General features: G+C 71.1%; 23 protein-coding genes. 7 read left to right on the forward strand and 16 right to left on the reverse strand.

All coding sequences use genetic code 11. The annotated features are described in order from the left end of the window. The first annotated feature begins 33 nt into the window (after nt 1–33). Both dapD and QFW96_RS28275 read left to right on the forward strand, forming a co-directional pair. A complete protein-coding gene (gene dapD, locus QFW96_RS28270; protein ID WP_093415071.1) occupies nt 34–1,020 on the forward strand; it encodes a 2,3,4,5-tetrahydropyridine-2,6-dicarboxylate N-succinyltransferase in 987 nt (328 codons plus the stop codon). Nucleotides 1,021–1,133: 113 nt separating this feature from the next. Continuing rightward, on the forward strand, nt 1,134–2,057 hold the full coding sequence (locus tag QFW96_RS28275; RefSeq protein ID WP_281458796.1) for a CHAD domain-containing protein: 924 nt from the start codon (nt 1,134–1,136) through the stop codon (nt 2,055–2,057). Between the two features lie 73 nt (nt 2,058–2,130). Here the strand turns inward: QFW96_RS28275 and dapC are convergent, their stop codons facing one another. The 7 genes from dapC to typA all read right to left on the reverse strand — a co-directional run bounded on the left by dapC (nt 2,131) and on the right by typA (nt 10,178). Further along, nucleotides 2,131–3,246: a succinyldiaminopimelate transaminase gene (dapC, locus tag QFW96_RS28280; RefSeq protein ID WP_281458797.1), complete on the reverse strand. Its 1,116-nt coding sequence runs from the start codon at nt 3,244–3,246 to the stop codon at nt 2,131–2,133. Beyond that, nucleotides 3,243–3,563, reverse strand: coding sequence for a ferredoxin (gene fdxA, locus QFW96_RS28285; protein ID WP_281458798.1), 321 nt, complete (start codon nt 3,561–3,563; stop codon nt 3,243–3,245). Before fdxA ends, dapC begins: the two co-directional genes overlap by 4 nt. A 140-nt stretch (nt 3,564–3,703) precedes the next feature. Then, nucleotides 3,704–4,462: a hypothetical protein gene (locus QFW96_RS28290; protein ID WP_281458799.1), complete on the reverse strand. Its 759-nt coding sequence runs from the start codon at nt 4,460–4,462 to the stop codon at nt 3,704–3,706. 127 nt (nt 4,463–4,589) lie between these two features. After that, nucleotides 4,590–4,952, reverse strand: a complete 363-nt coding sequence (locus QFW96_RS28295) for a hypothetical protein (protein WP_281458800.1) — start codon at nt 4,950–4,952, stop codon at nt 4,590–4,592. Further along, nucleotides 4,949–5,860 carry an N-acetyl-1-D-myo-inositol-2-amino-2-deoxy-alpha-D-glucopyranoside deacetylase gene (mshB, locus tag QFW96_RS28300; protein ID WP_281458801.1) on the reverse strand — a complete coding sequence of 304 codons (912 nt, stop codon included), beginning with the start codon at nt 5,858–5,860 and terminating at the stop codon, nt 4,949–4,951. The genes QFW96_RS28295 and mshB overlap by 4 nt, the downstream gene beginning before the upstream one ends. A 311-nt stretch (nt 5,861–6,171) precedes the next feature. After that, nucleotides 6,172–7,932 (reverse strand): ABC transporter family substrate-binding protein, encoded by a 1,761-nt coding sequence (locus tag QFW96_RS28305; RefSeq protein ID WP_281458802.1) that lies wholly within the window; start codon nt 7,930–7,932, stop codon nt 6,172–6,174. Nucleotides 7,933–8,264: 332 nt separating this feature from the next. After that, the gene (typA, locus tag QFW96_RS28310) at nt 8,265–10,178 is read right to left on the reverse strand and encodes a translational GTPase TypA (protein WP_281458803.1); all 1,914 of its coding nucleotides are present in this window, start codon (nt 10,176–10,178) and stop codon (nt 8,265–8,267) included. 351 nt (nt 10,179–10,529) lie between these two features. Here typA and QFW96_RS28315 point away from each other — a divergent pair, with 351 nt between their 5' ends. Then, nucleotides 10,530–10,700, forward strand: a complete 171-nt coding sequence (locus tag QFW96_RS28315; RefSeq protein ID WP_175547985.1) for a hypothetical protein — start codon at nt 10,530–10,532, stop codon at nt 10,698–10,700. 57 nt (nt 10,701–10,757) lie between these two features. On the opposite strand, the gene QFW96_RS28320 is transcribed toward QFW96_RS28315, so the two are convergent. From QFW96_RS28320 to QFW96_RS28335, 4 genes are all read right to left on the reverse strand, one after another. Next, nucleotides 10,758–11,069 carry a YciI family protein gene (locus tag QFW96_RS28320; RefSeq protein ID WP_281458804.1) on the reverse strand — a complete coding sequence of 104 codons (312 nt, stop codon included), beginning with the start codon at nt 11,067–11,069 and terminating at the stop codon, nt 10,758–10,760. A 354-nt stretch (nt 11,070–11,423) separates the two neighbouring features. Next, nucleotides 11,424–12,254: an NUDIX domain-containing protein gene (locus tag QFW96_RS28325; protein WP_281458805.1), complete on the reverse strand. Its 831-nt coding sequence runs from the start codon at nt 12,252–12,254 to the stop codon at nt 11,424–11,426. Between the two features lie 20 nt (nt 12,255–12,274). Next, nucleotides 12,275–13,597, reverse strand: a complete 1,323-nt coding sequence (locus tag QFW96_RS28330; protein ID WP_281458806.1) for a sensor histidine kinase — start codon at nt 13,595–13,597, stop codon at nt 12,275–12,277. Further along, a complete protein-coding gene (locus tag QFW96_RS28335) occupies nt 13,594–14,277 on the reverse strand; it encodes a response regulator transcription factor (RefSeq protein WP_281458807.1) in 684 nt (227 codons plus the stop codon). Before QFW96_RS28335 ends, QFW96_RS28330 begins: the two co-directional genes overlap by 4 nt. A gap of 133 nt (nt 14,278–14,410) precedes the next feature. Here QFW96_RS28335 and QFW96_RS28340 point away from each other — a divergent pair, with 133 nt between their 5' ends. Next, a complete protein-coding gene (locus QFW96_RS28340) occupies nt 14,411–14,704 on the forward strand; it encodes a 4a-hydroxytetrahydrobiopterin dehydratase (protein WP_281458808.1) in 294 nt (97 codons plus the stop codon). A gap of 7 nt (nt 14,705–14,711) precedes the next feature. On the opposite strand, the gene QFW96_RS28345 is transcribed toward QFW96_RS28340, so the two are convergent. The 3 genes from QFW96_RS28345 to QFW96_RS28355 form a co-directional block, all read right to left on the reverse strand. Continuing rightward, complete coding sequence (locus QFW96_RS28345) at nt 14,712–15,665, reverse strand: FAD-dependent oxidoreductase (RefSeq protein WP_281458809.1); 954 nt, start codon at nt 15,663–15,665, stop codon at nt 14,712–14,714. A gap of 74 nt (nt 15,666–15,739) precedes the next feature. Further along, on the reverse strand, nt 15,740–15,934 hold the full coding sequence (locus QFW96_RS28350) for a hypothetical protein (RefSeq protein WP_281458810.1): 195 nt from the start codon (nt 15,932–15,934) through the stop codon (nt 15,740–15,742). Between the two features lie 610 nt (nt 15,935–16,544). After that, nucleotides 16,545–16,784 carry a hypothetical protein gene (locus tag QFW96_RS28355; protein ID WP_281458811.1) on the reverse strand — a complete coding sequence of 80 codons (240 nt, stop codon included), beginning with the start codon at nt 16,782–16,784 and terminating at the stop codon, nt 16,545–16,547. Nucleotides 16,785–16,860: 76 nt separating this feature from the next. Between QFW96_RS28355 and QFW96_RS28360 the strand changes: the two genes are divergently transcribed. Together QFW96_RS28360 and QFW96_RS28365 are read left to right on the forward strand one after the other, a co-directional pair. After that, entirely contained in the window at nt 16,861–17,109 is a 249-nt protein-coding gene (locus QFW96_RS28360) for a GntR family transcriptional regulator (protein ID WP_281458812.1), read from the forward strand. Nucleotides 17,110–17,153: 44 nt separating this feature from the next. Further along, entirely contained in the window at nt 17,154–19,643 is a 2,490-nt protein-coding gene (locus QFW96_RS28365; protein WP_281458813.1) for an EAL domain-containing protein, read from the forward strand. A 9-nt stretch (nt 19,644–19,652) separates the two neighbouring features. On the opposite strand, the gene QFW96_RS28370 is transcribed toward QFW96_RS28365, so the two are convergent. Continuing rightward, the gene (locus QFW96_RS28370) at nt 19,653–20,519 is read right to left on the reverse strand and encodes an AraC family transcriptional regulator (RefSeq protein ID WP_281458814.1); all 867 of its coding nucleotides are present in this window, start codon (nt 20,517–20,519) and stop codon (nt 19,653–19,655) included. Between the two features lie 188 nt (nt 20,520–20,707). Next, complete coding sequence (gene ychF, locus QFW96_RS28375) at nt 20,708–21,787, reverse strand: redox-regulated ATPase YchF (RefSeq protein WP_281458815.1); 1,080 nt, start codon at nt 21,785–21,787, stop codon at nt 20,708–20,710. 55 nt (nt 21,788–21,842) lie between these two features. On the opposite strand from ychF, the gene QFW96_RS28380 reads away from it, so the two are divergent. Next, on the forward strand, nt 21,843–23,360 hold the full coding sequence (locus QFW96_RS28380) for a DNA-3-methyladenine glycosylase 2 (RefSeq protein ID WP_281458816.1): 1,518 nt from the start codon (nt 21,843–21,845) through the stop codon (nt 23,358–23,360). Nucleotides 23,361–23,375: the final 15 nt, after the last annotated feature.

The raw sequence follows: 23,375 nt of genomic DNA on the forward strand, positions 1-23,375 counted from the left end.
CCGAGCGGGGTGTTGCCGATTACCGTTTTGGGCATGAGCGCGAACATCCCCGACCCGCAGACCACGGGTGCCCACGGCGTGGGCCTGGCGACCGTGACCGACGACGGCACGGTTCTCGACACCTGGTTCCCCACCGTCAAGCTCAGCGAGTCCGGCGAGTCCGGCACGACGAAGCTGACCGCCGAGCAGGCCGCCGAGTCCCTCGGCGAGGCCGGTGTCGCGCTGCTCGGGCGGGATGACGCCCGCGGCGTCGAGGTCATCGCGGTCCGCGTCGACATCGCCAAGCTGGCCGACGCCCCGGCCGACGCGCACGACGTCTACCTGCGGCTCCACCTGCTCTCGCACCGCCTGGTGCGCCCGCACGGGGTGAGCCTGGACGGCCAGTTCGGCCTGCTCGCGAACGTCGTGTGGACCAACCACGGGCCGTGCCCGGTGGAGGGCTTCGAGGCGACCCGGCTGCGGCTGCGGGCGCGCGGTCCGGTGACCGTGTACAGCGTCGACAAGTTCCCGCGCATGGTCGACTACGTGGTGCCCTCCGGCGTCCGCATCGGCGACGCGGACCGGGTCCGGCTGGGCGCGCACCTGGCCAGCGGCACGACCGTGATGCACGAGGGCTTCGTGAACTTCAACGCCGGGACGCTGGGCGCCTCGATGGTCGAGGGCCGCATCTCGGCCGGTGTCGTGGTCGGCGACGGCTCCGACGTCGGCGGAGGCGCGTCGATCATGGGCACGCTGTCGGGCGGCGGCAAGGAGGTCATCTCCATCGGTGAGCGCTGCCTGATCGGCGCCAACGGCGGCATCGGCATCTCGCTGGGCGACGACTGCGTCGTCGAGGCGGGCCTGTACGTCACGGCCGGCACCAAGATCACGCTGCCGGACGGCACGCTGACCAAGGCCTCCGAGGTCTCGGGCAACGACGGCCTGCTGTTCCGCCGCAACTCCACGACCGGCGCGGTCGAGGTCGTCAACAAGACCGGCGGCAAGGTCGAGCTCAACGCCGCCCTGCACGCCAACGACTGATCATCCGCTAGCTCGCGAGGGCCCCTTCCGCCGCAGGTGGGAGGGGCCCTTCGGGTTGATTTTGGCCCGTTCGGAGCAAGCCTCGGGGTGAGTTGTCCGGTTTAGCATGGGGGATGGCTGCTACCCGGCTTCTCGAGGACGTGCTCGCCGCCGAGCCGGTCGAGGTGGGGCGCAAGGCCCCGATCGCGGCTCACGTTCGCGCCGGGCTGGACCAGCGGTTGCGGGCGCTGCGCGCGCACGAGGCCGGGACTCGGGTCGGGGAAGATCCCGAGGAGCTGCACCAGATGCGGGTGTCGGTCCGGCGGATGCGGGCGATGCTGCGCTCGGCGAGGCCGTTCCTGGACCGGGAGGAGTCCGAGCCGCTGCGCGCCGAGCTGGGCTGGCTGGGCAGGGCTCTGGGCCCGGTCCGGGACCTGGACGTGCTGCTGGAGCGGCTCCGGGCGGAGTCGGCCGACCTGCCGGAGTCCGAGCGCGGCGCCGCGGAACGGCTCATCTCGGGGCTGGACGGCGACTACCTGCGGGCCCGGGACGACATGCTGGCGGCGCTGGACAGCGACCGCTACGACGAGCTGCTGGAACGACTCGCCCGGGCGACTCGGGAACTTCCCGGCCGGGATTCCGGTGCGGACGCGGCGGCCCAGCTGCGCAAGCTGGTGCGGCGCGAGTTCCGCAAGCTGGGCAAGGCCGTCGGCGCGCTGCCCGCCGAACCCGCCGACGCCGAGCTGCACGCGCTGCGCATCGACGGCAAGCGGCTCCGCTACACCGCGGAGCTCGCCGAACCGCTGCTCGGCGCCCCGGTGAAGCGGCTGATCAAGGCCACGAAGGGCTTCCAGGACGTCCTCGGGGAGCACCAGGACGCGTGCGTGGCCGAGGAGCGGATCCGCGCGCTGCTCGACGGTCTCGGGCCGCGCCCGGACGCCTCGATCGCCTTCGCGGCAGGGCGGCTGGTGGCGCGCGAGGAGTTCCGCAAGGCGGACCGCCGTGCGCGGTGGCCCGAGTCCTGGGAGGCGCTCAGCTCCGCCGGGGACGCGGTGTGAGGACAGTTTTAGCCATAATTGACCGGACAAAAGGGACTTCGATCATGGTCAATTATGGCTAAAACTGTCGGGATCAAGCACCCAACCGCTTCGCCGCGGCCGCGATCCGCTCATCGGTCGCGGTGAGCGCGATGCGCACGTGACGGCCGCCGTCGGGGCCGTAGAACGTGCCCGGCGCGGCGAGGATGCCGCGCTCGGCGAGCCACTCCACGGTCGCCCAGGCGTCCTCACCCCGGGTCGACCACAGGTACAGCCCCGCCTGGGAGTGCTCGATGGTGAACCCGGCGGCCTCCAACGCGGGCCGCAGCACGGCGCGGCGCGCGGCGTAGAGCTCGCGCTGGGCGGCGACGTGCTCGTCGTCGTGCAGGGCGGCGGTGACCGCCTCCTGCACCGGGCGCGGGACGATCATGCCCGCGTGCTTGCGCAGCTCCAGCAGCCGCGCGACCAGCACCGGGTCACCGGTGACGAACCCGGCGCGGTAGCCGGCCAGGTTCGACGACTTCGACAGCGAGTGCACCGCCAGCAGGCCGTCGCGCGCGGCGCCGACCGAGGGGTGCAGCACGGAGACCGGCTCGGCGTCCCAGCCCAGCGCCAGGTAGCACTCGTCGGAGGCCACCGCGGCGGCCATGTCCTGGGCGGCGCGCACCATCCGGCCGAGCTCGTCGGCGGTGAGCACGCGGCCGGTCGGGTTGGACGGCGAGTTCAGCCAGAGCAGCCGGGTGCCGACGGGCGGCAGCTCACCGGGGGCGAGCCGGACGACCTCGGCACCGGCGATCTTGGCGCCGACCTCGTAGGTCGGGTAGGCCAGGTCCGGGATCGCGACGACGTCGCCGGGACGCACGCCCAGCAGCGTCGGCAACCACGCCACCAGCTCCTTGGAGCCGATGGTCGGCAGCACCGCGTCCGGCTCCAGGCCGGTGATCCCGTAGCGCCTGCGCAGCGACGCCACGGCCGCCTCGCGCAGGTCGGCAGTGCCGTGGGTGGCCGGGTAGCCCGGCACGTCCGCCACGGACGAGAGCGCCTCCTGGAGCTTCGCCGGGACCGGGTCGACCGGCGTGCCCACGGACAGATCGACGATGCCGTCCGGGTGGGCCTGCGCGGTCGCCTTGTGCGGTGCCAGCGAATCCCAGGGGAAGTCAGGAAGCCGGGGCCCGGGCGTCGCTGCGCCCGGGCCGGTCGTGGAACTCATTCGCCCTGAGGCGGCAGGCTCGTGACGGGCTCGACGTCCTTGTTGACCTTGCCCACCTTCGCGGCACCACCCGGCGAGCCGAGCTCGTCGAAGAAGTCCACGTTCGCCTTCGTGTAGGCGGTCCACTCGTCCGGGACGTCGTCCTCGTAGTAGATGGCCTCGACCGGGCAGACCGGCTCGCAGGCACCGCAGTCGACGCACTCATCGGGGTGGATGTAGAGCATCCGCCCGCCCTCGTAGATGCAGTCGACAGGGCACTCCTCGATGCATGCCTTGTCGAGCACGTCCACGCACGGCTCGGCGATCACGTAGGTCACGGTTGCACTCCAGCTCGAAGCGTTGTCCAACTCGCGCGCAGGAATCTCCTGCCGCGACTGCTGACAGTATCTCGCGGACCCCCGCGCGCGGGGAACTGGTCCCACAGCTCGGGAGTCCAGACGACTCTACTTCGGTTGAGTTAACGGCGTAAACCGTTCCGGCCCAACCACTCCGCGCCCTTCCGGCCGATTCGCTTGAGCGCCGAACGTTCCCCCAGGTAACCGCCGATGACGCCCACGACCGGCAGGTTCCCGAGCATCTGGTGGTGCAGCCGCCCCTGCGGCCGCTTGTCGAGCTCCGAATCGATCTCCCAGAGCGCACGTGCCATGCGCCACACCGTGCGCACCACGGCCTTCACGGTCGCTTTACCGTGCTTGCGCTTCGAGGCGTCGAGATCCTCGGTGAGCTCCTGCGCCTGCTCGTCGTCGGCGGCGGTCCCGGCGGCCAGCTCGGGGCTGATCTCGCGGTCCAGCAGCACCTCGGCGATCAGCCGGACCTTGACGGCCGGGTCGGTGACCCCGTGCTCACCGGCGATCGCGCAGAGCACGAGGCTCTGCCCGGTGATGCCCAGCGCGTTGCGCAGCGGCAGCCGCGAGGTGATCGCCCCGCCGAACCGCGGCAGCCCGGCCGCCAGCGCGAGGAACCGCCCCACCCGCAGCGTCCACCAGTCGCAGCGCTCGTCGACGCTCATCGAGTCCCAGGTGGAGCTGCCGGGCAGCTGCATGGAATCGAGCTGCCGGAGCAGCTTGTTCACGGCCCCGTCGCCGAGCGCCTCGATCTCCCGCCCCCGCAGCCGCACGGGATCGGCCTCCCGCAACGCGTTGAGCACCGGCGACGCCGCCCGCACGAACGGCCGCAACACCCCCGCGATCCGCTCATCGGTCAGAACCTCGGTCATGCACCCATTCTGCAGAACCCCCAGGTCGAAGACCGCAACATTCGTCGTGTCGAGAACCGCGGTTTTCGACCGGTGAATGTTGCGGTCTTCGACGGTGCTGGGGGTGGGTCGGGCGTGTTGGGGGAGGTCAGGGCGTGGGCTTGGCGAGGACCATGCCGAGCATCATGGCGCTGGGGAGGGCGCCGCCCGCGATGAACAGGAGGGTGCGCCAGTCGCTGCCCATGAGGACCACGTCGCCTCCGGGCCCCAGGACGCCGAAGATCAGGACGACGGCGAACCAGAGGACCAGCGGAGCGCCCGCGACGCGACGGCTCTTCGAGATGCGGCCGGCGGCGGCGACGAGCAGCGGCGTCGTCACCGCGGCCACGGCGGCGGTGATCGGGAACTGCACGGAGCCGATGTAAAGCGGCAGGAACATGAGCTCCAGGATCGCCAGCAGCACCGCGTCGACCAGCAGGAATCCGAACACCACGGCGTCGGAGCGCGTCACCGCTCCCCCACCGGTTCGGTGCCGCTCACCCCGAGCCCGCCGAACAGGTCCGCCTCGCAGCCCTCGGACGGTCCGGTGGCCAGCACGTAGTGCTCGGTGGTCACGACCGGGTGGGCGACGCCGTTGGACAGCGCGTAGGAGGCGACTCCGTCACCGTTGCGCCACTGCTCGACCCAGACCTTGACCTGGGTGCCGTGCGCCCGCAGCGCGCTGATCTTGGCGGGCAGGTGCTCGGCGATGTCGATGACGGTGGTGATCGTCTCGTCGGCGACGCTGGCCAGCTCGTGCGGTTCGGGCAGGTCGAACGGCAGGTCGTCGGCGCGGGCGAGGTCGGCGAGCCCGGCGGCCAGCGCGTCGCGCGACGGGACCGCGTAGAACAGCCGCTCCACGTCCGGCACCCGCTCGACGGCGGCGCGGGTGATCTCGTGCGCGCGGATGTGGTCGGGGTGGCCGTAGCCGCCGTCCTCGGCGTAGGTGACGACGACCTGCGGTTTCACCTCGTCGAGGATCTCCGCGAGGGCCGCGGTCTGCGGCTCGGGATCGCCGGTGGCGAAGGCGCGCGGATGCGCGTCGGGGCGGGAGGTCGCCTGGCCGGGCTGCTCCCAGAGCATCCCGGAGTCGCGCCACCGGCCGACGCCGCCCAGGAACCGCTGGTCGGCGACGCGCAGCGCGGCGCAGGCCGAGCGGAGTTCACCGACGCGATAACCGCCGAGCTGGTCGGCCTGATCGGCCACCAACCCCTGCAGGCTCTCCGGTATGACCTCGCCCTCCTCGCCGAGAGTGCAGGTCACCACGTACACCTGCACCCCCCGCGCCGCGTAGCGGGCGATCGTCCCGCCGGTCCACAGGGTCTCGTCATCTGGATGCGCGTGTACCAGCAGCAACCGCGGTGGGGCCGTCAGCGTCACCGGTCCAGCCTAAACGTCGAGCCAGGAGCCACGACCCTGACCCCGACCACCGTCAGGCAACCGCCGAAGGCGGTTTCTCAGTACCCCACCCAAGCACCTGGCACCGCCGCGGGTTCTGACACGTCTTCTGGGGAGGACAGCCGACGTGTCGTGTATTGGCATACACAAGCCTCGGATCCCGGAGCCAGAAGGCGTGTCAGGTTCCGCTACCCGCACCGCCAAGCAACAAGACCACAGAGTCTTGTCAGTAGACGAAACCCCAAACCATCAGCAGTGACGAGCAAACAAGACCACAACACAAGAAAACACCATTAATAGCCATCGTTTTCAGCCGGTGTGCCCAACCAGTCGGCAGCTGTGGAGAACGGCCCGGCAAACCCGTTCCCGGGCTGAACCCCCCGAGCCTCCTTGGTGAGCGCCAGCACCTGGGCCTGCTGGTACAGCGGCAGAGCGATCGCGTCCCGCCACAGCACGGATTCGACGTTGGTCGACGCCTGCTGGAACGACAGCTTCCCGCTCAGGGCGGCGTCGATGGTCGGCTGCAGGAGCTCGTCGCAGAACCCGGCCGCGTTGTACGGCAGCGTCTGATCGTCGGTGTCGACACCGGGGCACCCGTAGGACGAGGCCATGGTGGCGGCCGGGTCGCCGCCCGCCGGGCGGGGCGCGACGGCCATGTCGACGGTGCCGGAGGTACCGGCCTCGGCCGAGTGCGGGTCGGTGGCGAGCATGTCGCCGAAGAGCTGGTCCCCGGTCGGTGTCACGACGGTGGCCTGGATGCCCTGGTCGCGGAGCTGCTGGGCGGCGGCCTCGGCGATCTTGATGTAGCCCTCGTGCTCGAAGGGGGCGGCGATCACCAGGTTCAGCGGGCGTCCGTCGCGGATCCACGAGCCGCCGCTGCGCTGGTAGCCGGCGTCGGTCAGGAGCCGTTGGACCTGCGCCGGGTCGGGCTTCTTGGGCAGTGCCCCGGCGGGTTCGGTCGGGGTGTAGCCGTGCTCGGACGGGGCGAGGACCTGGGCGTGCGCGTGCAGCTGGTCGCCGGGGCCGCCTTCGGTCCCGGCTTCGATCAGCGCGGGGCGGTCGAGCGCGGCCATGACGGCTTGCCGGACCTTCGTGTCGGCGAGGGCGCGGCTGTCCTGCCGCAGCAGCATCTCCATCGTGGCCGGGCGCGGCACGGTCATCAGCTGCACCTGGTCGCCGAGTTCGCGCAGCGACTGGACGGTGCGCGCGTCGGGGCTGAACAGGGCGAGGTGGCTGTCGCCGCTGCGCAGCGCCTCCACCTGGCGGGTCTTGTCGAGGGCGCGCAGCACGATCCGGTCGGACTTGGCGGGCGGGCCCCAGTAGCGGTCGTTGCGCTCCAGGATGATCTCGCCGCGGTCCAGGTCGATCTGCCGGATCGCGAACGGCCCGCCGGAGGCCGGGTAGCCGTCGTCGAGGACGGTCGCCCAGCCGCGCGGGGCGGAGCGCAGCAGGTGCGCGGGCAGCAGGTTGTTGAACAGCGTCTGCCACCCGGCGAAGGGTCTGCTGAAGGTCACGTCGACGGTCTTGCCGCCCTGCCGGGAGGCGACGTCGTCGATCAGCCGGTATCCGGCCGGGTCGGCCACTCCGGGCTGGGACTTGAGCTGTTCCCACAGGTAGACGAAGTCCTCGGCGGCGATCGGCGCGCCGTCGGACCAGCTGGCTTCGCGCTTGATCCGGTACCGGACGGTGAACTTCTCGGCGTCCGGGACGATCTCGGCCGAGTCCATCAGGTTGGTGTCGAGCTGCAGGGCGCCGTCGGCGCCGGGCCGGAACACCGAGGGCAGCATGAGGCCGGCCAGCGCGGAGCTGGTCGGTGACAGGTCGGCGAGGGTGTGCGGGTTGAACCCGCCTTCGAGCTCGTCGAGGCCGACGACGACCTCGATCGGCATCGGCTGCGCCGGGGTGCTGGTGCTGGGTTCGCTGGTCGTCGGGTTCGGTGCCACGAGCTGCGGCGGCGGGGCGTTCGTGCACCCGGCCACCAGGCTGATGGACACCAGCACGGGGCCCACCAGCAGGGGAACCGCTCCTCGTGTGCGGCGTCGACCCTGGGACACGCCGAACCTCCCCTCACATCGGCCGCCGGAGGATCACCCCGGGGCGGGCGCCCCGGGGCTCGGACGGCTTCCATCCGAACGCAGGACGCGCGAGAGCCCCCCATGGTTCCGCAAGCGATCCGGTGATCGTCACCGGGGTCACACGCCGTCAGGCAAGCAGCGGAGCTGCTTTCTCCTTACCCCACCCTCGCAGCCTGCACCGCCGGGGGTTCTGAGCGGCGCTGTGGCGAGCACGGCTCGACGCCGTGTATTGGACCGCGCGGAGTCCACAGCGCCGCTCAGGTTCCCCTACAGGCACCGCCAAGCAGGGGAACCACGGTTCAAGCGCGTCATCAGCCGTTGTCGCGGGCCTTCTGGCGGGAGCGCTCGCGGCCTCGGGTGGTGCTGTCGAGGATGATCTTCCGGACGCGGATGGCCTCCGGACCGACCTCGACGCACTCGTCGCCGGAGCAGAACTCCAGCGCCTCCTCCAGGGAGAGGGTCCGCGGCTTGGCCAGCTTCTCCAGCTCATCGGCGGTCGAGGACCGCATGTTGGTGAGCTTCTTCTCCTTGGTGATGTTCACGTCGAGGTCCTCGGCGCGCGGGTTCTCGCCCACGACCATGCCCTCGTAGACCTCGCTGCCCGGCTGGACGAAGAACGAGCCGCGGTCGGCCAGCTGCAGCAGCGCGTAGTTGGTGGCCGGGCCGGAGCGGTCGGCGACCAACGAGCCGCTGTGCCGGGTGCGCAGCTCGCCCACCCACGGGAAGTAGCCCTCGAAGACGTGGTTGGCGATGCCGGTGCCGCGCGTCTCGGTGAGGAACTCGGTGCGGAACCCGATCAGGCCGCGCGAGGGGATCACGTAGATCAGCTTGATGCGGCCGGTGCCGTGCCCGTCCATGGTCTCCATGCGGCCCTTGCGGCCGGCCAGCAGCTGGGTGACGGCGCCGAGGTGCTCCTCGGGGGTGTCGATGGTGAGCCGCTCGAACGGCTCGCACAGCTTGCCGTCGATGGTCTTGGTGACCACCTGCGGCTTGCCGACGGTCAGCTCGAAGCCCTCGCGGCGCATGTTCTCGACCAGGATGGCCAGCGCCAGCTCACCGCGGCCCTGGACCTCCCAGGCGTCGGGCTTGTCGGTCGGCAGCACCTTCATGCTGACGTTGCCGATGAGCTCGGAGTCGAGGCGGGCCTTGACCTGCCGGGCGGTGATCTTGGAACCGCCGTTGCGGCCGGTCAGCGGCGAGGTGTTGACGCCGATGGTCATCGAGATCGCCGGGTCGTCGACGGTGATCCGCGGCAGCGGCCGGGGGTCGTCGGGGTCGGTGAGGGTGTCGCCGATGGTGATGTCCGGGACGCCCGCGATGGCCACCAGGTCACCCGCGGAGGCCTGCTCGGCGGGGACGCGGTCGAGGTTCTCGGTGATGAGCAGCTCGGTGAGCCGGACCTTCTCGACGCTGCCGTCCTCGCGGCACCAGCCGACGGTCTGGCCCTTGCGCATGGTGCCGGAGTGGATCCGGCACAGGCCGATGCGGCCCAGGAACGACGAGGCGTCGAGGTTGGTGACCAGGGCGCTCAGCGGCGAGTCGTAGTCGGCGACGGGCGCCGGGACGTGGTCGAGCAGCACCTTGAACAGCGAGTCCAGGTTCTCCTCGTCGGGCAGCTCGCCGTCGACGGGCTGCTCCATGGAGGCGCGGCCGGCGCGGGCGGAGGCGTAGACGACCGGCAGGTCGAGGATGGCCTCCATGTCGAGGTCGACCTCGCCGTCGAGCTCGCTGGCGAGCTCCAGCAGCAGGTCGTGGGCCTCCTCGACGACCTCGGCGCAGCGGGCGTCGGGGCGGTCGACCTTGTTGACGACGAGGATGACCGGCAGCTTCGCGGCCAGCGCCTTGCGCAGCACGAAGCGGGTCTGCGGCAGCGGGCCCTCGCTGGCGTCGACCAGCAGGGTCACGCCGTCGACCATCGACAGGGCGCGCTCGACCTCGCCGCCGAAGTCGGCGTGGCCGGGGGTGTCGACGACGTTGATGGTGACCGGGCCGTCCTCGGTCTCACGGCGGATGGCCGTGTTCTTGGCCAGGATCGTGATGCCCTTCTCACGCTCCAGGTCGTTGGAGTCCATGACGCGGTCGACGAGCTCGGCGCGTTCGGAGAAGGCCCCGGACTGGCGCAGCATCGCGTCGACCAGGGTGGTCTTGCCGTGGTCGACGTGCGCGACGATGGCTACGTTGCGCAGATCACTGCGCGTGGGGGCGGCGACGCTGGTGGCGGACACGCGGGTACTCCATGGCTCGGCGCGGAAAGGGCGCGGCGGTTCGTCGATGTGATGCACCGCTGGGCGATGGCACCGGATGCGGTTCTCCCGCATGGCGCCTGCGGAACTTCCAGACGCCGGCCGCGGCTCCACTGCGCCGCTGCTGCGGAGCTCATTTCGGGCGACACCCCGCTGCTTCCGGGGGCGCTACGTCGACACGCGGCCCCGTCCAGGGTAGTGCAAGCGCTTCCGGGACCGGCGAGCACGTGCTCAGCGCAACAACGAACAGTCGGCGAACATCAAGTTCGCGATCCGGGGTTAGGTTCACCTACGCTCGGCCGTGACGACCGACTCCGCGATGAAAGAAGCACCGTGGGCAAAGGCACCATCAAGGTCAAGAAGAAATGTTGCCACTCGCAACCACCGTGCAAGAGCTGCCCCATCGTGGCTCTGCGCAAACTGCTCAAGGACCAAAAAGCGGAAGAGGTCAAGAAAAAGCAGAAGAAGGCTCTGAAAGCGGGCAAGAAGAAGGACGCGAAGTGACCTGGCCGCGGCGCGGGCACCGCGGCGGGGACAGGCCTTCCGGTAAACCCGGTCGGGTCAGTTCTGCGCGACGGTGCTGAGCGGGTCCGCGTAGGCCGCCAGCTCCGGGATCGTGCGCAGCGCCTGGAACTCGATGACCTCGTACCGAACCAGTTTGTGCAGGGCGAACGGGTCGGTCGCCAGGATCGCGTCCAGCTTGCCGCGGGACATCGCCCTGGCGATGATCACCGCCCCGTTGCGGGGGTGCCGGTGACCGGCGGCGATGAAGTCGCCGGCGTCGTAATGCTGGGTGACCCATTCGTAGTGATCTACCAGTTGGGCGTCGATTTCCGATTGGGGCGCGGTGTATTGCAGCAGCACTACAAACATTCTTTCAATGTAACTCCCCGAGCCCGCCCATGCCGATCACGTTGACGCGTTCTTTTCGCGCAGCACAAGATCAAGAATTCGGAAAACGGACTCCCCGGTACGCACGCCCCGAATCCCCTCACTCACCCGGAGCAACCAACCGAAAGCCGCCCCACCCACGAAGACCCGCCTCCACCCCGAGCGCGCCTTCTGCATTGATCAACCGCAACACCCCGGACGGCTGCAACGCGGCTCCGCTCCACCGCTGCGGCCGCAACGCCTCGGCAGGGGACAGTTCTTCCTCGAATCAACCGGGCAAAACGGATATTGATCATGGGTGATTCGAGGAAAAACTGTCCCCTGCCGTGGTGCACCTCACCGCAGCAGGGCGCGGAGGTCGTGCAGCAGCACCCGGTCGGTTTCGAGCCAGTCGAGGGTGGGGAGGTCGGCAGCGGTGAGCCAGCGGACCTCGCGGTGCTCCACCGCCCGCGGCACCTGACCGGGGTCCTTGAGCTCGGCGGTGTGGATGCGCAGGAGCATGCCGTTGTCCAGCGGGACGTCGGTGCCGAGCCGCCCGGTGGGGCGCACGTCGACGTCGAGCTCCTCGCGGCACTCGCGGACCACGGCGTCGGCCTCGTCCTCGCCGGCCTCCACGCGCCCGCCGGGCAGCTCCCACCGGCCCGCGTGCGCGGCCGGGTAGCTGCGCTGCTGCGCCAGCAGCCGCCCCTCGTGCACCAGGGCCGTGCCCACGACGATCGTCCGGCTCGCCCAGGACTCGGCGAGCTCGCGGACGGCGCGGACGCGGGCCGCCAGCACGTCGAGCACCAGCTTCCGGCCCACCGCGACGTCGCCGAAACGGCCGAGCACCCCGAGCGGCGTCGTCCACCGCACCGAGTCGGTGAGCAGCGTGCGCGGGCCGACCTGCGCCAGAACGGTGTCGTGCTCCAGCCGCCGCAACGGGCCACCGACCAGCACCGAGCTCAACCGGTCGGCGTCGGCGCGGACGATCCTCGTGGTCAGGGTGAACCCGGCGAGGCGGAACGCGAGCTCGTCACCGGGCACCAGCAACGAACCGGCGCCGGTCAGCGCCTCGCCGCGAACGCCGAGCGCGGCCAGACCGGTCTCGGCGGTGCGGGTGTGCCGCAGCGCGGCCCCCACGGTGGCCAGTGGTGCCTCGATCAGACCGGTGTTGCGCAGAACCGCCACGTCCCGAATCTTGCCCGACGTCAGGGCGCGGCGGGCCACCGGACCTCGATGCGCGCCCCGCCCTCCGGCGACTCGGCCGCGTGCGCGGTGCCGCCGCGCCTGGTCACGGCCTCGGCGGCCAGCGCGAGCCCGAGCCCGGCGCCGCCGCTGGTGCGCGCCCGGTCCTCCTCCACCCGGTAGAAGCGGTCGAACACGCGCGGCCGGTGCTCGGCGGGGATGCCGGGGCCGTCGTCGTCGACGACCAGCCGCACGCCCATCCCCGGCTCGGCCTGCACGGACGCCCGCACCAGCGTCCGGGAGTAGCGCAGCGCGTTGCCGATGATGTTCTCCAGCACGCTCGACACCTCGGCGGGCGCGGCGAGCACGAGCACCGGCCGGTCCGGGACGTCGACCAGCACCTCCTCCCCCAGGCGCTCGGCGACCCTCCGCACCGCCGCGACCAGGTCCACCTGCTGGGTCGGTTCGGCCTCGCGCTCCGCCCGCGCGAGCGCCAGCAGGCTCTCCACCAGCGTGGACAGCCGCTGCGCTTCGAGGGCGATGTCCTGCAGCGTCTCGTGCGCGATCTCCGGGTCGGGGTGCATGACCGCGACCTCGGCCTGGGCGCGGATGGAGGCGACGGGGTTGCGCAGCTCGTGCGCGGCGTCGCCGGTGAAGCGCCGCAGCCGCTCGGTGTCGGCGTCGCGGCGGGCGAGCATCGTGTTGAGCTCCTCGGCCAGCGCCCGGATCTCGTCGGCGGCCTCGGGCACCGGCAGCCGCTCCCCCTCCGGGAGCTCGGCGGCCGCGCTGCGGATCCGGTCGACCGGGCGCAGCGAGCGGTGCACGACGATCCACGTCGCGAAGCCGACCAGCGCCGCGGCCAGCACCGATCCGAAGCTCAGCAGCTTGCCGGTGCGCCCGGCGGTGTCGGCGAAGCCGACCAGGCGGGATTCGGCCGCCACCAGCAGGTGCCGCCCTGCGGGGTCGGTGACGGGCACGCCGCGCCAGCGGTGCAGTTCGGCGGGCGCCTCGAAGTCGAGGACGCCGGTGCCCGCGCTGAGCTCGACGATCTGCCACTCGCTGAGGTTCGCGCTGGGCAGGCCGTCCACCGGTGTCCCGGTCCGCTCCTCCAGCACGCGCACGTCGGGCCTGCCTGCGACGGGCGCGCCCGCCGCGACCTGGTTGGCGGTCCCGCTCGCGATGCGCTTGAGGTCGGCGTCCACGGAGTCGATCAGCAGCCAGCTGACGATGCCCGCCCCGGCGTGGGCGACGACGCCGAGCCCGATCAGCGCGACGGCCGCGGCCACGACGCTGGTGCGGAACTGGATGGTGCGACGCTGCCACCAGACGCGCAGGCGGGCGATCATGCGTCGACGCAGACTCTGTACCCCTGCCCGCGCACGGTCTGCACGAGCTCGCCCGCACCCACGGCGGACAGCTTCCGCCGCAGGTAGCCGACGTAGACCTCGACGACGTTGCGGGTGACGAACTGCTCCTCGCCCCACACCATGCGCAGCAGGTCGTCCTTGGGCACCACCGATTCGGGGTGGCTGGCCAGCGCGACGAGCAGCCCGAACTCGCGCGGCGAGAGCGTCACGGGTTGACCGTCCCAGTGCACCTCGCGGCTGCTGCGGTCGATCTCCAGCGGCCCCACCCGCAGGCACGCCTGCTGACCGGCGTGGTCGCGGCGCCGCAGCATCGCCCGCACCTGGGCGACGAGCACCAGGAACGAGAAGGGCTTGACCAGGTAGCCGTCGGCGCCGAGGTCGAGGCCGTCGGCCTGGTCGACCTCGCCGCTCTTGGCGGAGATGAGCAGCACGGGGGTGCTCACGTCCTGCTCGCGCATCTTCTCCAGCACCCGGTAACCGGACATGCCGGGCAGCATCACGTCGAGCAGCACGACGTCGAACGCCCCGGTGGTGGCCAGGCGCAGCGCCTCGGGCCCGTCGGCGGCGACGCTGACCTCCATGCCCTCCGCGGACAGTCCCCGGCGCAGGGCGGTCCGCACTCCCGGCTCGTCGTCGACAACCAGAACCCGAGGCAACATGGTGACCAGGATGCCGACCTGCACCCGGCCGGGGCATCAGGTCTCAGGGCCTTCTCACAGTGATCGGCCGGATTCTCAGCTCGGTCTCAGGCTGGCCCAGTCGATCCGGCCGCGCTCGGGCACCATGTGAGGCATGACCGAACTGCTCACCGACGCGCAGATCTCCGAGGCCCTGGAACACCTGCCGGAATGGCACCGGGACGGCGACAAGATCGTCCGCGAGGTGGAATTCCCCGGGTTCCCGCAGGCCATCCAGGCCGTCACCCGCATCGCGGAGATCGCCGAGAACGAGAACCACCACCCCGACATCGACATCCGCTACAAGACGGTGACGTTCATGCTCTCCACCCACTACAAGGGCGGCATCACCGGCAACGACACCTCGATGGCCCAGGAGATCGACACGGTGGTCGATCAGTTCGCTTGAGAACTGTTCATCCTGAGCCCTCGATGAGGTCGGCGACTTCGAAGGCGCAGCCCCAGGAGAGGCCGACGCCGCAGCCGGCGTGGCCGTAGTCGTGGATGATCCGGGCGCCTTCGTAGTCCTCGGTGCACACGCGCACCGAGTCGCGGCCGGGGCGGAGGCCGACGGTCTCCTCCAGGACCTCGACGTCGGCCAGGCGCGGTTCGAGCCGGGCGGCGCGGCGGAGGATGCCGTCGCTGATCTCCGGCCGCGGCCTCCGCCGCCAGTCGTGGTCCAGCGAGATGCCGCCGAGCACCAGCCGATCGCCGTGCGGCATCCACGACGTGAACTCGCCGCCGTCGCTGAGCTCGATGAAGTACTCGTCGATGCCCGGGTTGCGCACCACGACGTGCTGCCCGAACAGCGGGTGCACGCCGGGGTCGCCGACGAGCTCGTGCGCGCCGACGCCGGTGCAGTTGACGACGACGTCGGATTCGGCTGCGGCGTCGGCCAGCGACTGCACCGGGCTCAGCCGGATCTCGCCGCCCGCCGCCTGGAACCGCTCCAGCAGGTGGTCGAGGTAGCGGGGCATGTCGATCAGCGGAACGGTTCCCCGGTAGCCCCAGACGAAGCCGTCGGGGAGCTCCTGCTCGCCACATCGCTGCAGGTCGGGGATGAGCTTGGTCTCGGGCGGGACGACGTCGCCGAGGTCGAACCGCGCGGCCATCCGGCCGGAGGCCAGGTGCACGCCGGAGCTCTCGTCGCGCGCGAGCGCGGTGAACTCGGCGTGCGACAGGGTCGCCCAGTACAGGACCCGTTCCGGGGGTTTGAGCCGCGCCGGACCCCACATCGCCCCGGCCACGGCGGACGTCGTCTCGCGCGGCCGCTCGGCGGTGCGGATCAGCACGTCCCGGCCTGCTTCGGCGAGCACGACGCCGCAGGTCAGGCCGTGCACGCCAGCACCGATCACGAGTACCGGACTCACCCGTCCGACGCTAGCAGTCCCGAGGCCGAGCGGACCCCCGGGAAATCGGGGTTTCACCCGGCCGCCCGGTCATGTCATTCGCAGTCGCGGAGCACTTCGGCCAGTTCGATCAGCGCGTCGGCCAGCCGGTGCCGCTCGGCCCGGGAGACCTCGCCCCTGGGCAGCCGGAACGCCACCCGGTCGAGCTCCCACTGCGCTTCCCGCAGCACCACGGCGAAACTCGCCGATCGGCACATCGGCCTGCCGATCCTCCGGTCCCCGTCGATCATCACCCTCACCCGCCCCAACATCGGAAGTACCTCGATGATGCAGGTCAGCAAGGGTGCCCCAGCAGCGTCGAAGAACGTCTCCGCGCTGAGTAGACCTACCCCACGACTCCCCTGAATTCCGCCGAGCCCGGACGGAGCACAACGCGAGCCACACGGCCCGAGCCGATCACTGCGTCGGCTACGCGCAAGTGAGTATCCATCGATGACAGTAATCTCCTTCAGCCCCGAAACACCTTGCTGCGTCAGCGAAAAACTGGTTCGTCGAGGGTTTCGGCGAGGAGGCCGAGGGCTTTGGGGGTATGCGCAGTTTTCATGAAAACTTCGCACCCCCACGGGACGGAAGTTTCAACCGAGACTCGCCGACGCCGCCATGACCAGGGGAAACGTACTCCCGTGCATGGGGTGGGGGAAGTTTTCATGAAAACTTCGCGTACCACCACACGACCGGCCTTCGTGGTCGGTCGACGCCGGGAACGCGCCTCAGATCAACGTCGCGAGGCCGGACTCTGGGCCGGTGGGGATGGTTCCGGTGATCGTCGGTTGAACCCTTTCGGTACCGGAATCCCACCGCGTCCGATCTGATCAACACTCTGAGCAACCGAGAACGGGGTCAGTCGGCTTGCGCTTCCGCCGACGTCCGCCCGACGCGCTGCGCGATCCGCCACGCGGCGAGGACGTGCGGGTGCGCGATCTCGACGTGCCGGGCGAGCGCGTCGACCCCCATCGGCCCGAAGTCCACCAGGACGCGCACGCAGCCCGTGCCGCTGACCGGGCACGCCCACCACTCCCGACCATCGAACAACACCACCTCCAACTCGACCGAACACCCGCCGATCGCGAGAGCCACCATGCGTAAATACTACTGCAGTCTACTGCGGTCTTATGTCATCCGGCAGGCTGAACTGCGGTAGAAGACAGTTGGCCGCATGTGGGAGAGCCGTGCTGGACGGATCGAGAAGGACGGGCCGGTGACGGTCTGGCAGCAGATCGCCGACGACCTGCGCGCCGACGTCGAGTCCGGAGAGCTCGCGCCCGGCAGCCGTCTCCCCTCCGGGACCGAGCTCGCGGAGATCTACCAGGTGGCCACTGTGACCGCGGTGAAGGCGGTCAAAGCGCTCGAAGCCGACGGGCTCGTGATTCGAACGCAGGGACGGGGCACGTTCGTCCGCAAGTAGCCGCCTGAGCAGTGTTGTGGGCGTTGGTCTCGCATACTCGCTGGGTGGCTTGGCGACTGCGTGGGCGGCTTTCCCTGCTGGGGCGCATCTACGCGCTCGCCGCAGCGCTGATCATCGTCTCCGCCGTGATCACCGGTGGCACGTTCGCGCTGCGCCAGCGGGTCGAGGACTCGACGTCGTACCTGATCAGCCGCATCGTGCCGGCGCAGAACGACACCGCCGGCCTGATCACCGCCTACGCCCAGCAGGAGAGCCGCGTGCGAGCTTTCCTGCTGACCGACGATCCGGCGTTCCTCCGCGCCTACGAGTCCGACCAGGCCAGCGCCGCCGACATCGAGGCCCGGCTGCAGCGGCTGCTCGCCGACGACGCCGCCGTCCAGGAGATGTTGGGCCAGGTCATCGGGGCGGCGGAGACGTGGCGGGCGCAGTCGGTGGACCCGCTGCTGACCCAGGGTTCCGGCCCCGGCCCGTCCGCGTTGTCGCAGGCCGAGCAGCGCTCCGAGGTGCAGCTGGCGAACCAGCTGCGGGACCGGCTCAACGAGCTCCACGAGCGGGTCGACCAGCTCGCCCGGTCCGAGGAGGACCGGGCGGCAGCGGCCCGCGCGGCGGCGAACTGGCTCACGTTGGCCCTGGTCATGGCCGGACTGATCGCCTCGCTCGGCGCGATCCTCACGCTCCACCTCTCCCTCAACCGCCCCTTGCGCGCGCTCCTGTCGGACGTCAACGGGGTGTCGCGGGGGAACCTCGACCGGCCTGTCGAGGCGGACGGGCCACCGGAGCTGGCGACGGTGGCGCGGGCCGTGGAGTCGATGCGCAGGCGCATCCTCGACGAGACCCGGCACATCGCGCGGATGCAGGAGGAACTCGCCCGGCACGAGAAGGCCGAGCGCCACCGCGCGGAGCAGGACTACGCGACGGTGGTCGACGCGCTCGACGAGGGCGTCGTCGTGGTCGGGCCCGACCGGCTCATCGAGTCGGCGAATCCGGCCGCCCAGCGCATCCTCGGGGTGCCCGGGCCGGAGATCGTGGGCACGCCGGTCACGGCGTGGCGCGTGTTCGACGAGTTCGGGAAGATGACGGCGCCGCGGGACCTCAACCCGATGTACGTGAACTCCAAGGTCCTGCGCCTGGAGCGCAAGGACGGCCGCAGCGTGTGGCTGGCGCTCACCTCGCGCGCGCTGACCACGGCGGAGGGCATGCGCACCAAGGTCGTCATGTCGTTCACCGACATCACCGAGCAGCGCGCCGCCCGGGCCCGCTTGGAGCACGAGGCGGCGCACGACCCGCTGACCGGCCTGGCCAACCGAACCCTGGTGCTCCAGCACCTGGAGCAGGCGCGCAGCCAGGACCGGCCGACGGCGGTGCTGTTCCTCGACCTGGACAACTTCAAGCTCATCAACGACTCCCTGGGCCACAGCGTCGGCGATGACGTGCTCAAGCACGTCGGGCGGCAGCTGGTGCACGCCACTCCCCCCGGCGACCTGGTGGGGCGGCTCGGCGGTGACGAGTTCGTGGTCCTCGCCCGCGATCTCAGCGGCCACGAGGAGCTCGGCGACCGCTGCGCCCGGATGCTCGGCGCCGTCGCCGAACCGCTGCGGGCGCAGGGCAGGCTGCTGCACGTGACCGGCAGCGTCGGCATCGTCGTGTTCGGCCCCGGCGACGAGCGCGCCGGCCAGGACCTGCTGCGGGACGCCGATGTGGCCATGTACCAGGCGAAATCCCGTGGCGGCGGGTGCCACGCGTTCTTCGACGTGGCGCTGCGCGAGCGGGTGCAGCGCCACATGGACCTGGAGCAGGACCTCCGCCACGCGGCGCGGGTGGACGAGCTGTGGGTGGCCTACCAGCCGGTGGCCGAGCTGGGCACCGGCCGCTTGGTGGCCGTGGAGGGGCTGCTGCGGTGGCAGCACCCCGTCCACGGCGCGGTCTCCCCCGGCGAGTTCATCCCGATCGCCGAGGGGAGCGACCTGATCAACCGCATCGGCGCGCACATGCTGCGCACCGCGACCGGCCAGATCGGCGCGGAGCGTCCCGGGCTCGACGTGGTGCTCAACGCGAACCTCTCGCCGCGCCAGCTCGACGACCCCGGTCTGCACGCGCTGGTGCAGCGCACCCTGTCCGACTCGGGCCTGCCCGCCGAGAACCTGTGCCTGGAGGTCACCGAGGAGGCGATCATGCGCGACCCGACGGCGGCGGCCCGCGTCCTGAACGGCCTTCGCGAGCTGGGCGTTTTCCTCGCGATCGACGACTTCGGCACCGGCTACTCGTCGTTGGCGCAGCTGCGGCGGCTCCCGCTGGACACCCTCAAGATCGACCGGTCGTTCATCACCGACCTGCCCGAGTCCGCGGAGCTCCGGGTCATCGTCTCCAGCATCATCACGATGGCCCACGCGATCGGCCTCGACGTCGTCGCCGAAGGCGTCGAGACCGCCCGGCAGCTCGACCTGCTCCGCGACATCGGCTGCGACCACGCCCAGGGCTACTACCTCAGCAAACCCGTCCCCCTCGACGAGCTGCTGAGCTCCGGGCTCACCTGACGTGCCGCGTCAGCCCCGCTCGACCGGGAACCACAGCTCGCAGGTGGCGGTGCTGAAGTCCTCGGCGTGGTCGCGGATCGCGACGATCGACGGGCCCGGCCGCAGCCGCCACGGGTTCGACGGGAACCACTCGGCCGCCGAGGCCGCGTAGGCGTTCTGGAGCGCCGCCGGGTGCGGTCCCGACGTGCGGAACACGACCCACGCCCCGGCGGCCACCTCGATCACGTCGAGGTCGGCGGGAACGTCGGAATCGGCACCGACCGCGACGCCGTGCAGGTAGGTCAGCTCGCTGCCCTCGGTGCAGTCGGGGTCGACATCGGCGCTGACCTGCAGCAACCCGCTCGGTTCGGCGCTGCTGAGCCCTTCGAGGCGCTCGTGCTCCCCGGCGGGCAACGAGGTGATGTGCTGCTGGATGTGGGGGTTGATGCCCTCGTAGATCAACGGCACGCGGGCCGCGTGCCCGATCAGGCGGACGGTGGGGCGCTCGACGATGCGTGCGTCCATGGCGGTGTTCCCTTCGACGGTCAGGCGGAACCTGATGGTGGGTTGGGTCCGAAGGGGGCCGCCGTCACGGCGCACGTCTCCGTGGCTCACGCCGTGCACGGACCGGAACGCGCGCCCGAACGCCTCGACGGAGGAGTACCCGTAGCGCACGGCGATCGTCAGGAGATCCGCACCGCCGATCACCTCTGCAGCCGCGACGGTCATCCGCCGGCGACGCACGTACTCCGACACCGGCATCCCGGCCAACGACGAGAACATCCGCCGCGCGTGATACCCCGTGGTCCCCATCGAGGCGGCAAGCCCGTCGACGTCGATCTCGCCCCCGAGCCGCTCCTCGATCGCATCGACGAGCCTGTTCAGAACCTCGATCACGGCCACTCCCTTCGGACACCACACTCACCCGCCGACCCCACCACCCGCCCGACCATCGGAGCCCGCTTCTATCGGCTCATCGAGCAGAACACTTCACGCCCGGGAGCGACATCGCGAAGAAGCCCAGGGCCGAACATGAGAAAACCCCGGACTCTCGAAGAAGAAAGTCCGGGGTCCTCGACGCGCGATCAGACGTTGAAGCGGAACTCCACCACGTCTCCGTCGGTCATGATGTAGTCCTTGCCCTCCATGCGGACCTTGCCCGCGGACTTGGCCTCGGCCATCGTGCCCGCGGCCATGAGGTCGTCGTAGGAGACGACCTCGGCCTTGATGAAGCCGCGCTCGAAGTCGGTGTGGATGACGCCCGCGGCCTGCGGGGCGGTGGCGCCCTGCGGGATCGTCCAGGCGCGGGCCTCCTTCGGGCCCGCCGTCAGGTAGGTCTGCAGGCCCAGGGTGTGGAAGCCGGCGCGGGCCAGGGCGTTGAGGCCCGGCTCCTCCTGACCGATGCTCTCCAGCAGCTCGCGCTGGGACTCCTCGTCGAGCTCCTTGAGCTCGGCCTCCACCTTGGCGTCCAGGAACACCGCGTCGGCCGGGGCCACCAGGTCGCGCAGCTCCTTCTGCTTGGACTCCTCGGCCAGCACGCCCTCGTCCGCGTTGAACACGTACAGGAACGGCTTGGTCGTGAGCAGGTTGAGCTCGCGCAGGTCCGGGTCGTCCTTGCCGATCCCGGCCGCGAACAGCGTCTTGCCGTCCTCCAGGATCGTCTGGGCCTTCTTCACGGCCTCCAGCGCCGGGCGCTTGTCCTTGTTCGTCCGGGCTTCCTTCTCCAGCCGCGGCAGCGCCTTCTCCAAGGTCTGCAGGTCGGCGAGGATCAGCTCGGTGTTGATCGTCTCGATGTCGCCCGACGGGTCCACCCGGCCGTCGACGTGCACCACGTCCGGGTCGTCGAAGACGCGGATGACCTGGCAGATCGCGTCGGCCTCGCGGATGTTGGCGAGGAACTTGTTGCCCAGGCCCTGCCCCTCGGAAGCACCCTTGACCAGGCCCGCGATGTCGACGAACGACACGGTGGCGGGCACGGTCTTCGCCGAGCTGAACACCTCGGCGAGCTTGTCCAGCCGGACGTCCGGCAGCGGCACCACGCCGACGTTGGGCTCGATCGTGGCGAACGGGTAGTTCGCCGCGAGCGCGTCGTTGCTGGTCAGCGCGTTGAACAGGGTGGACTTGCCGACGTTGGGCAGACCGACGATTCCGAGGGTGAGACTCACGCCTGGGGAGTCTAGGCGTTCCTCCCCGAGACCATCGGGCCCGGTCGCCCCCGCCATGTCCGATTCCCGCCAGTGCCGGCTTCCCAGCGCTGGGAACATCGAGGTCGTGCTGGTGGGAACAGAGGAAGCGCTCAGGGCCGTGGCCGCGCGCGACGCGCGGTTCGACGGCACCTTCATCCACGCCGTGCGATCGACCGGCATCTACTGCCGACCGTCCTGCCCGGCGCGCACGCCCAAGCGCGACAACAGCGAGTTCTACCCGACGGCCGCCGCCGCGCAGGCCGCCGGGTACCGCGCCTGCCGCCGCTGCCTGCCCGACGCCGTGCCCGGCTCCCCCGAGTGGGACCTGCGGGCCGACCTCGCCGGGCGGGCGATGCGGCTGATCGGCGACGGCGTCGTCGACCGCTGCGGGGTGCGGGGCCTCGCCGAAGCGCTCGGGTACTCCGAGCGGCACCTGACCAGGGTGCTCACCACCGAGCTCGGCGCCGGACCGCTCGGCCTGGCCCGCGCCAACCGGGCGCACTCGGCCCGGGTGCTCATCGAGACCACCGACATCCCGTTCAGCGACGTCGCCTTCGCGGCCGGGTTCGCGAGCCTGCGGCAGTTCAACGACACGATGCGTGAGATCTTCGGTCGCACCCCCACCGACCTGCGCGGACAGCGGCGCGGCGCGCCCGGCGGTGCCGGGACGGTGCCGCTGCGGTTGCCGTTCCGCGCGCCCTGCGACACGGCCGGGGCGCTGCGGTTCCTGCGGCGGCGGGCGCTGGCCGGGATCGAGGAGTGCCGCGACGGCTCCTACGCGCGGTCGCTGCGGCTGCCGCACGGCACCGCCGTCGCGACGCTGCGACCTGCGGACACGCACTTCGCGTGCACGCTGCGGCTCAGCGATCTGCGGGATCTCGGCAGCGCGGTGGCCCGGTTGCGGCGACTGCTCGACCTCGACGCCGACCCGATCGCGATCGGCGAGGCGCTCGGAGCCGACCCGGTGCTGCGGGGCGCGGTCGCGCGCTCCCCCGGCGTGCGGGTGCCGGGCGCCGTGGACGGGCTGGAGATCGCGGTCCGGGCGGTGCTCGGCCAGCAGGTCTCGGTCGCGTCCGCGCGGACCACCGCCGAAGGGCTCGTCGCCGAGCTCGGCTCGGAACTGGCGCACCCGGAAGGGGGCGTGACCAGGCTGTTCCCCACCGCCGAGGCGCTCGCCGAGCACGCGGTCTCGGCGCTGCCGGGACCTCGGCGGCGGGCCGAGACGGTGCGGGACCTGGCGGTCGCGGTCGCCGAAGGGCGGCTCGCGCTGCACGCCGGGCGCGACGAGGCCGAGCTGCGCGCCGACCTGGAGCGCATCCGGGGCGTCGGGCCGTGGACCTCGGGGTACGTGGCGATGCGGGTGCTCGGGGCGCCCGATGTGCTGCTTTCCGGTGATTTCGCCCTGAGGCGAGGTGCGGGACTGCTAGGAATCCCCGAAGAACCCACCGCTCTGCAAGCGCACGCCCAGCGCTGGAGCCCGTGGCGCTCCTACGCCGGAGTGCTGCTGTGGGAGACCGCGAGCAGCGGGCCGCCTGGGGGCCCGACGACGTGACGCGGCAGAAATCCT

Source organism: Saccharopolyspora ipomoeae, assembly GCF_029952525.1.
In the GTDB taxonomy this organism is placed as follows: Bacteria; Actinomycetota; Actinomycetes; order Mycobacteriales; family Pseudonocardiaceae; genus Saccharopolyspora; species Saccharopolyspora ipomoeae.

What these genes read in the sequence shown, in the direction of transcription:
- QFW96_RS28320 (WP_281458804.1), bottom strand. Translation starts at nt 11,069, where the DNA reads ATGTTTGTAGTGCTGCTGCAATACACCGCGCCCCAATCGGAAATCGAC.
- QFW96_RS28275 (WP_281458796.1), top strand. Translation starts at nt 1,134, where the DNA reads ATGGCTGCTACCCGGCTTCTCGAGGACGTGCTCGCCGCCGAGCCGGTC.
- dapC (WP_281458797.1), bottom strand. Translation starts at nt 3,246, where the DNA reads ATGAGTTCCACGACCGGCCCGGGCGCAGCGACGCCCGGGCCCCGGCTT.
- QFW96_RS28350 (WP_281458810.1), bottom strand. Translation starts at nt 15,934, where the DNA reads ATGATCGACGGGGACCGGAGGATCGGCAGGCCGATGTGCCGATCGGCG.
- QFW96_RS28380 (WP_281458816.1), top strand. Translation starts at nt 21,843, where the DNA reads ATGTCCGATTCCCGCCAGTGCCGGCTTCCCAGCGCTGGGAACATCGAG.
- QFW96_RS28290 (WP_281458799.1), bottom strand. Translation starts at nt 4,462, where the DNA reads ATGACCGAGGTTCTGACCGATGAGCGGATCGCGGGGGTGTTGCGGCCG.
- QFW96_RS28335 (WP_281458807.1), bottom strand. Translation starts at nt 14,277, where the DNA reads ATGTTGCCTCGGGTTCTGGTTGTCGACGACGAGCCGGGAGTGCGGACC.
- QFW96_RS28355 (WP_281458811.1), bottom strand. Translation starts at nt 16,784, where the DNA reads ATGGTGGCTCTCGCGATCGGCGGGTGTTCGGTCGAGTTGGAGGTGGTG.
- QFW96_RS28360 (WP_281458812.1), top strand. Translation starts at nt 16,861, where the DNA reads ATGTGGGAGAGCCGTGCTGGACGGATCGAGAAGGACGGGCCGGTGACG.
- QFW96_RS28340 (WP_281458808.1), top strand. Translation starts at nt 14,411, where the DNA reads ATGACCGAACTGCTCACCGACGCGCAGATCTCCGAGGCCCTGGAACAC.
- dapD (WP_093415071.1), top strand. Translation starts at nt 34, where the DNA reads ATGAGCGCGAACATCCCCGACCCGCAGACCACGGGTGCCCACGGCGTG.
- QFW96_RS28330 (WP_281458806.1), bottom strand. Translation starts at nt 13,597, where the DNA reads ATGATCGCCCGCCTGCGCGTCTGGTGGCAGCGTCGCACCATCCAGTTC.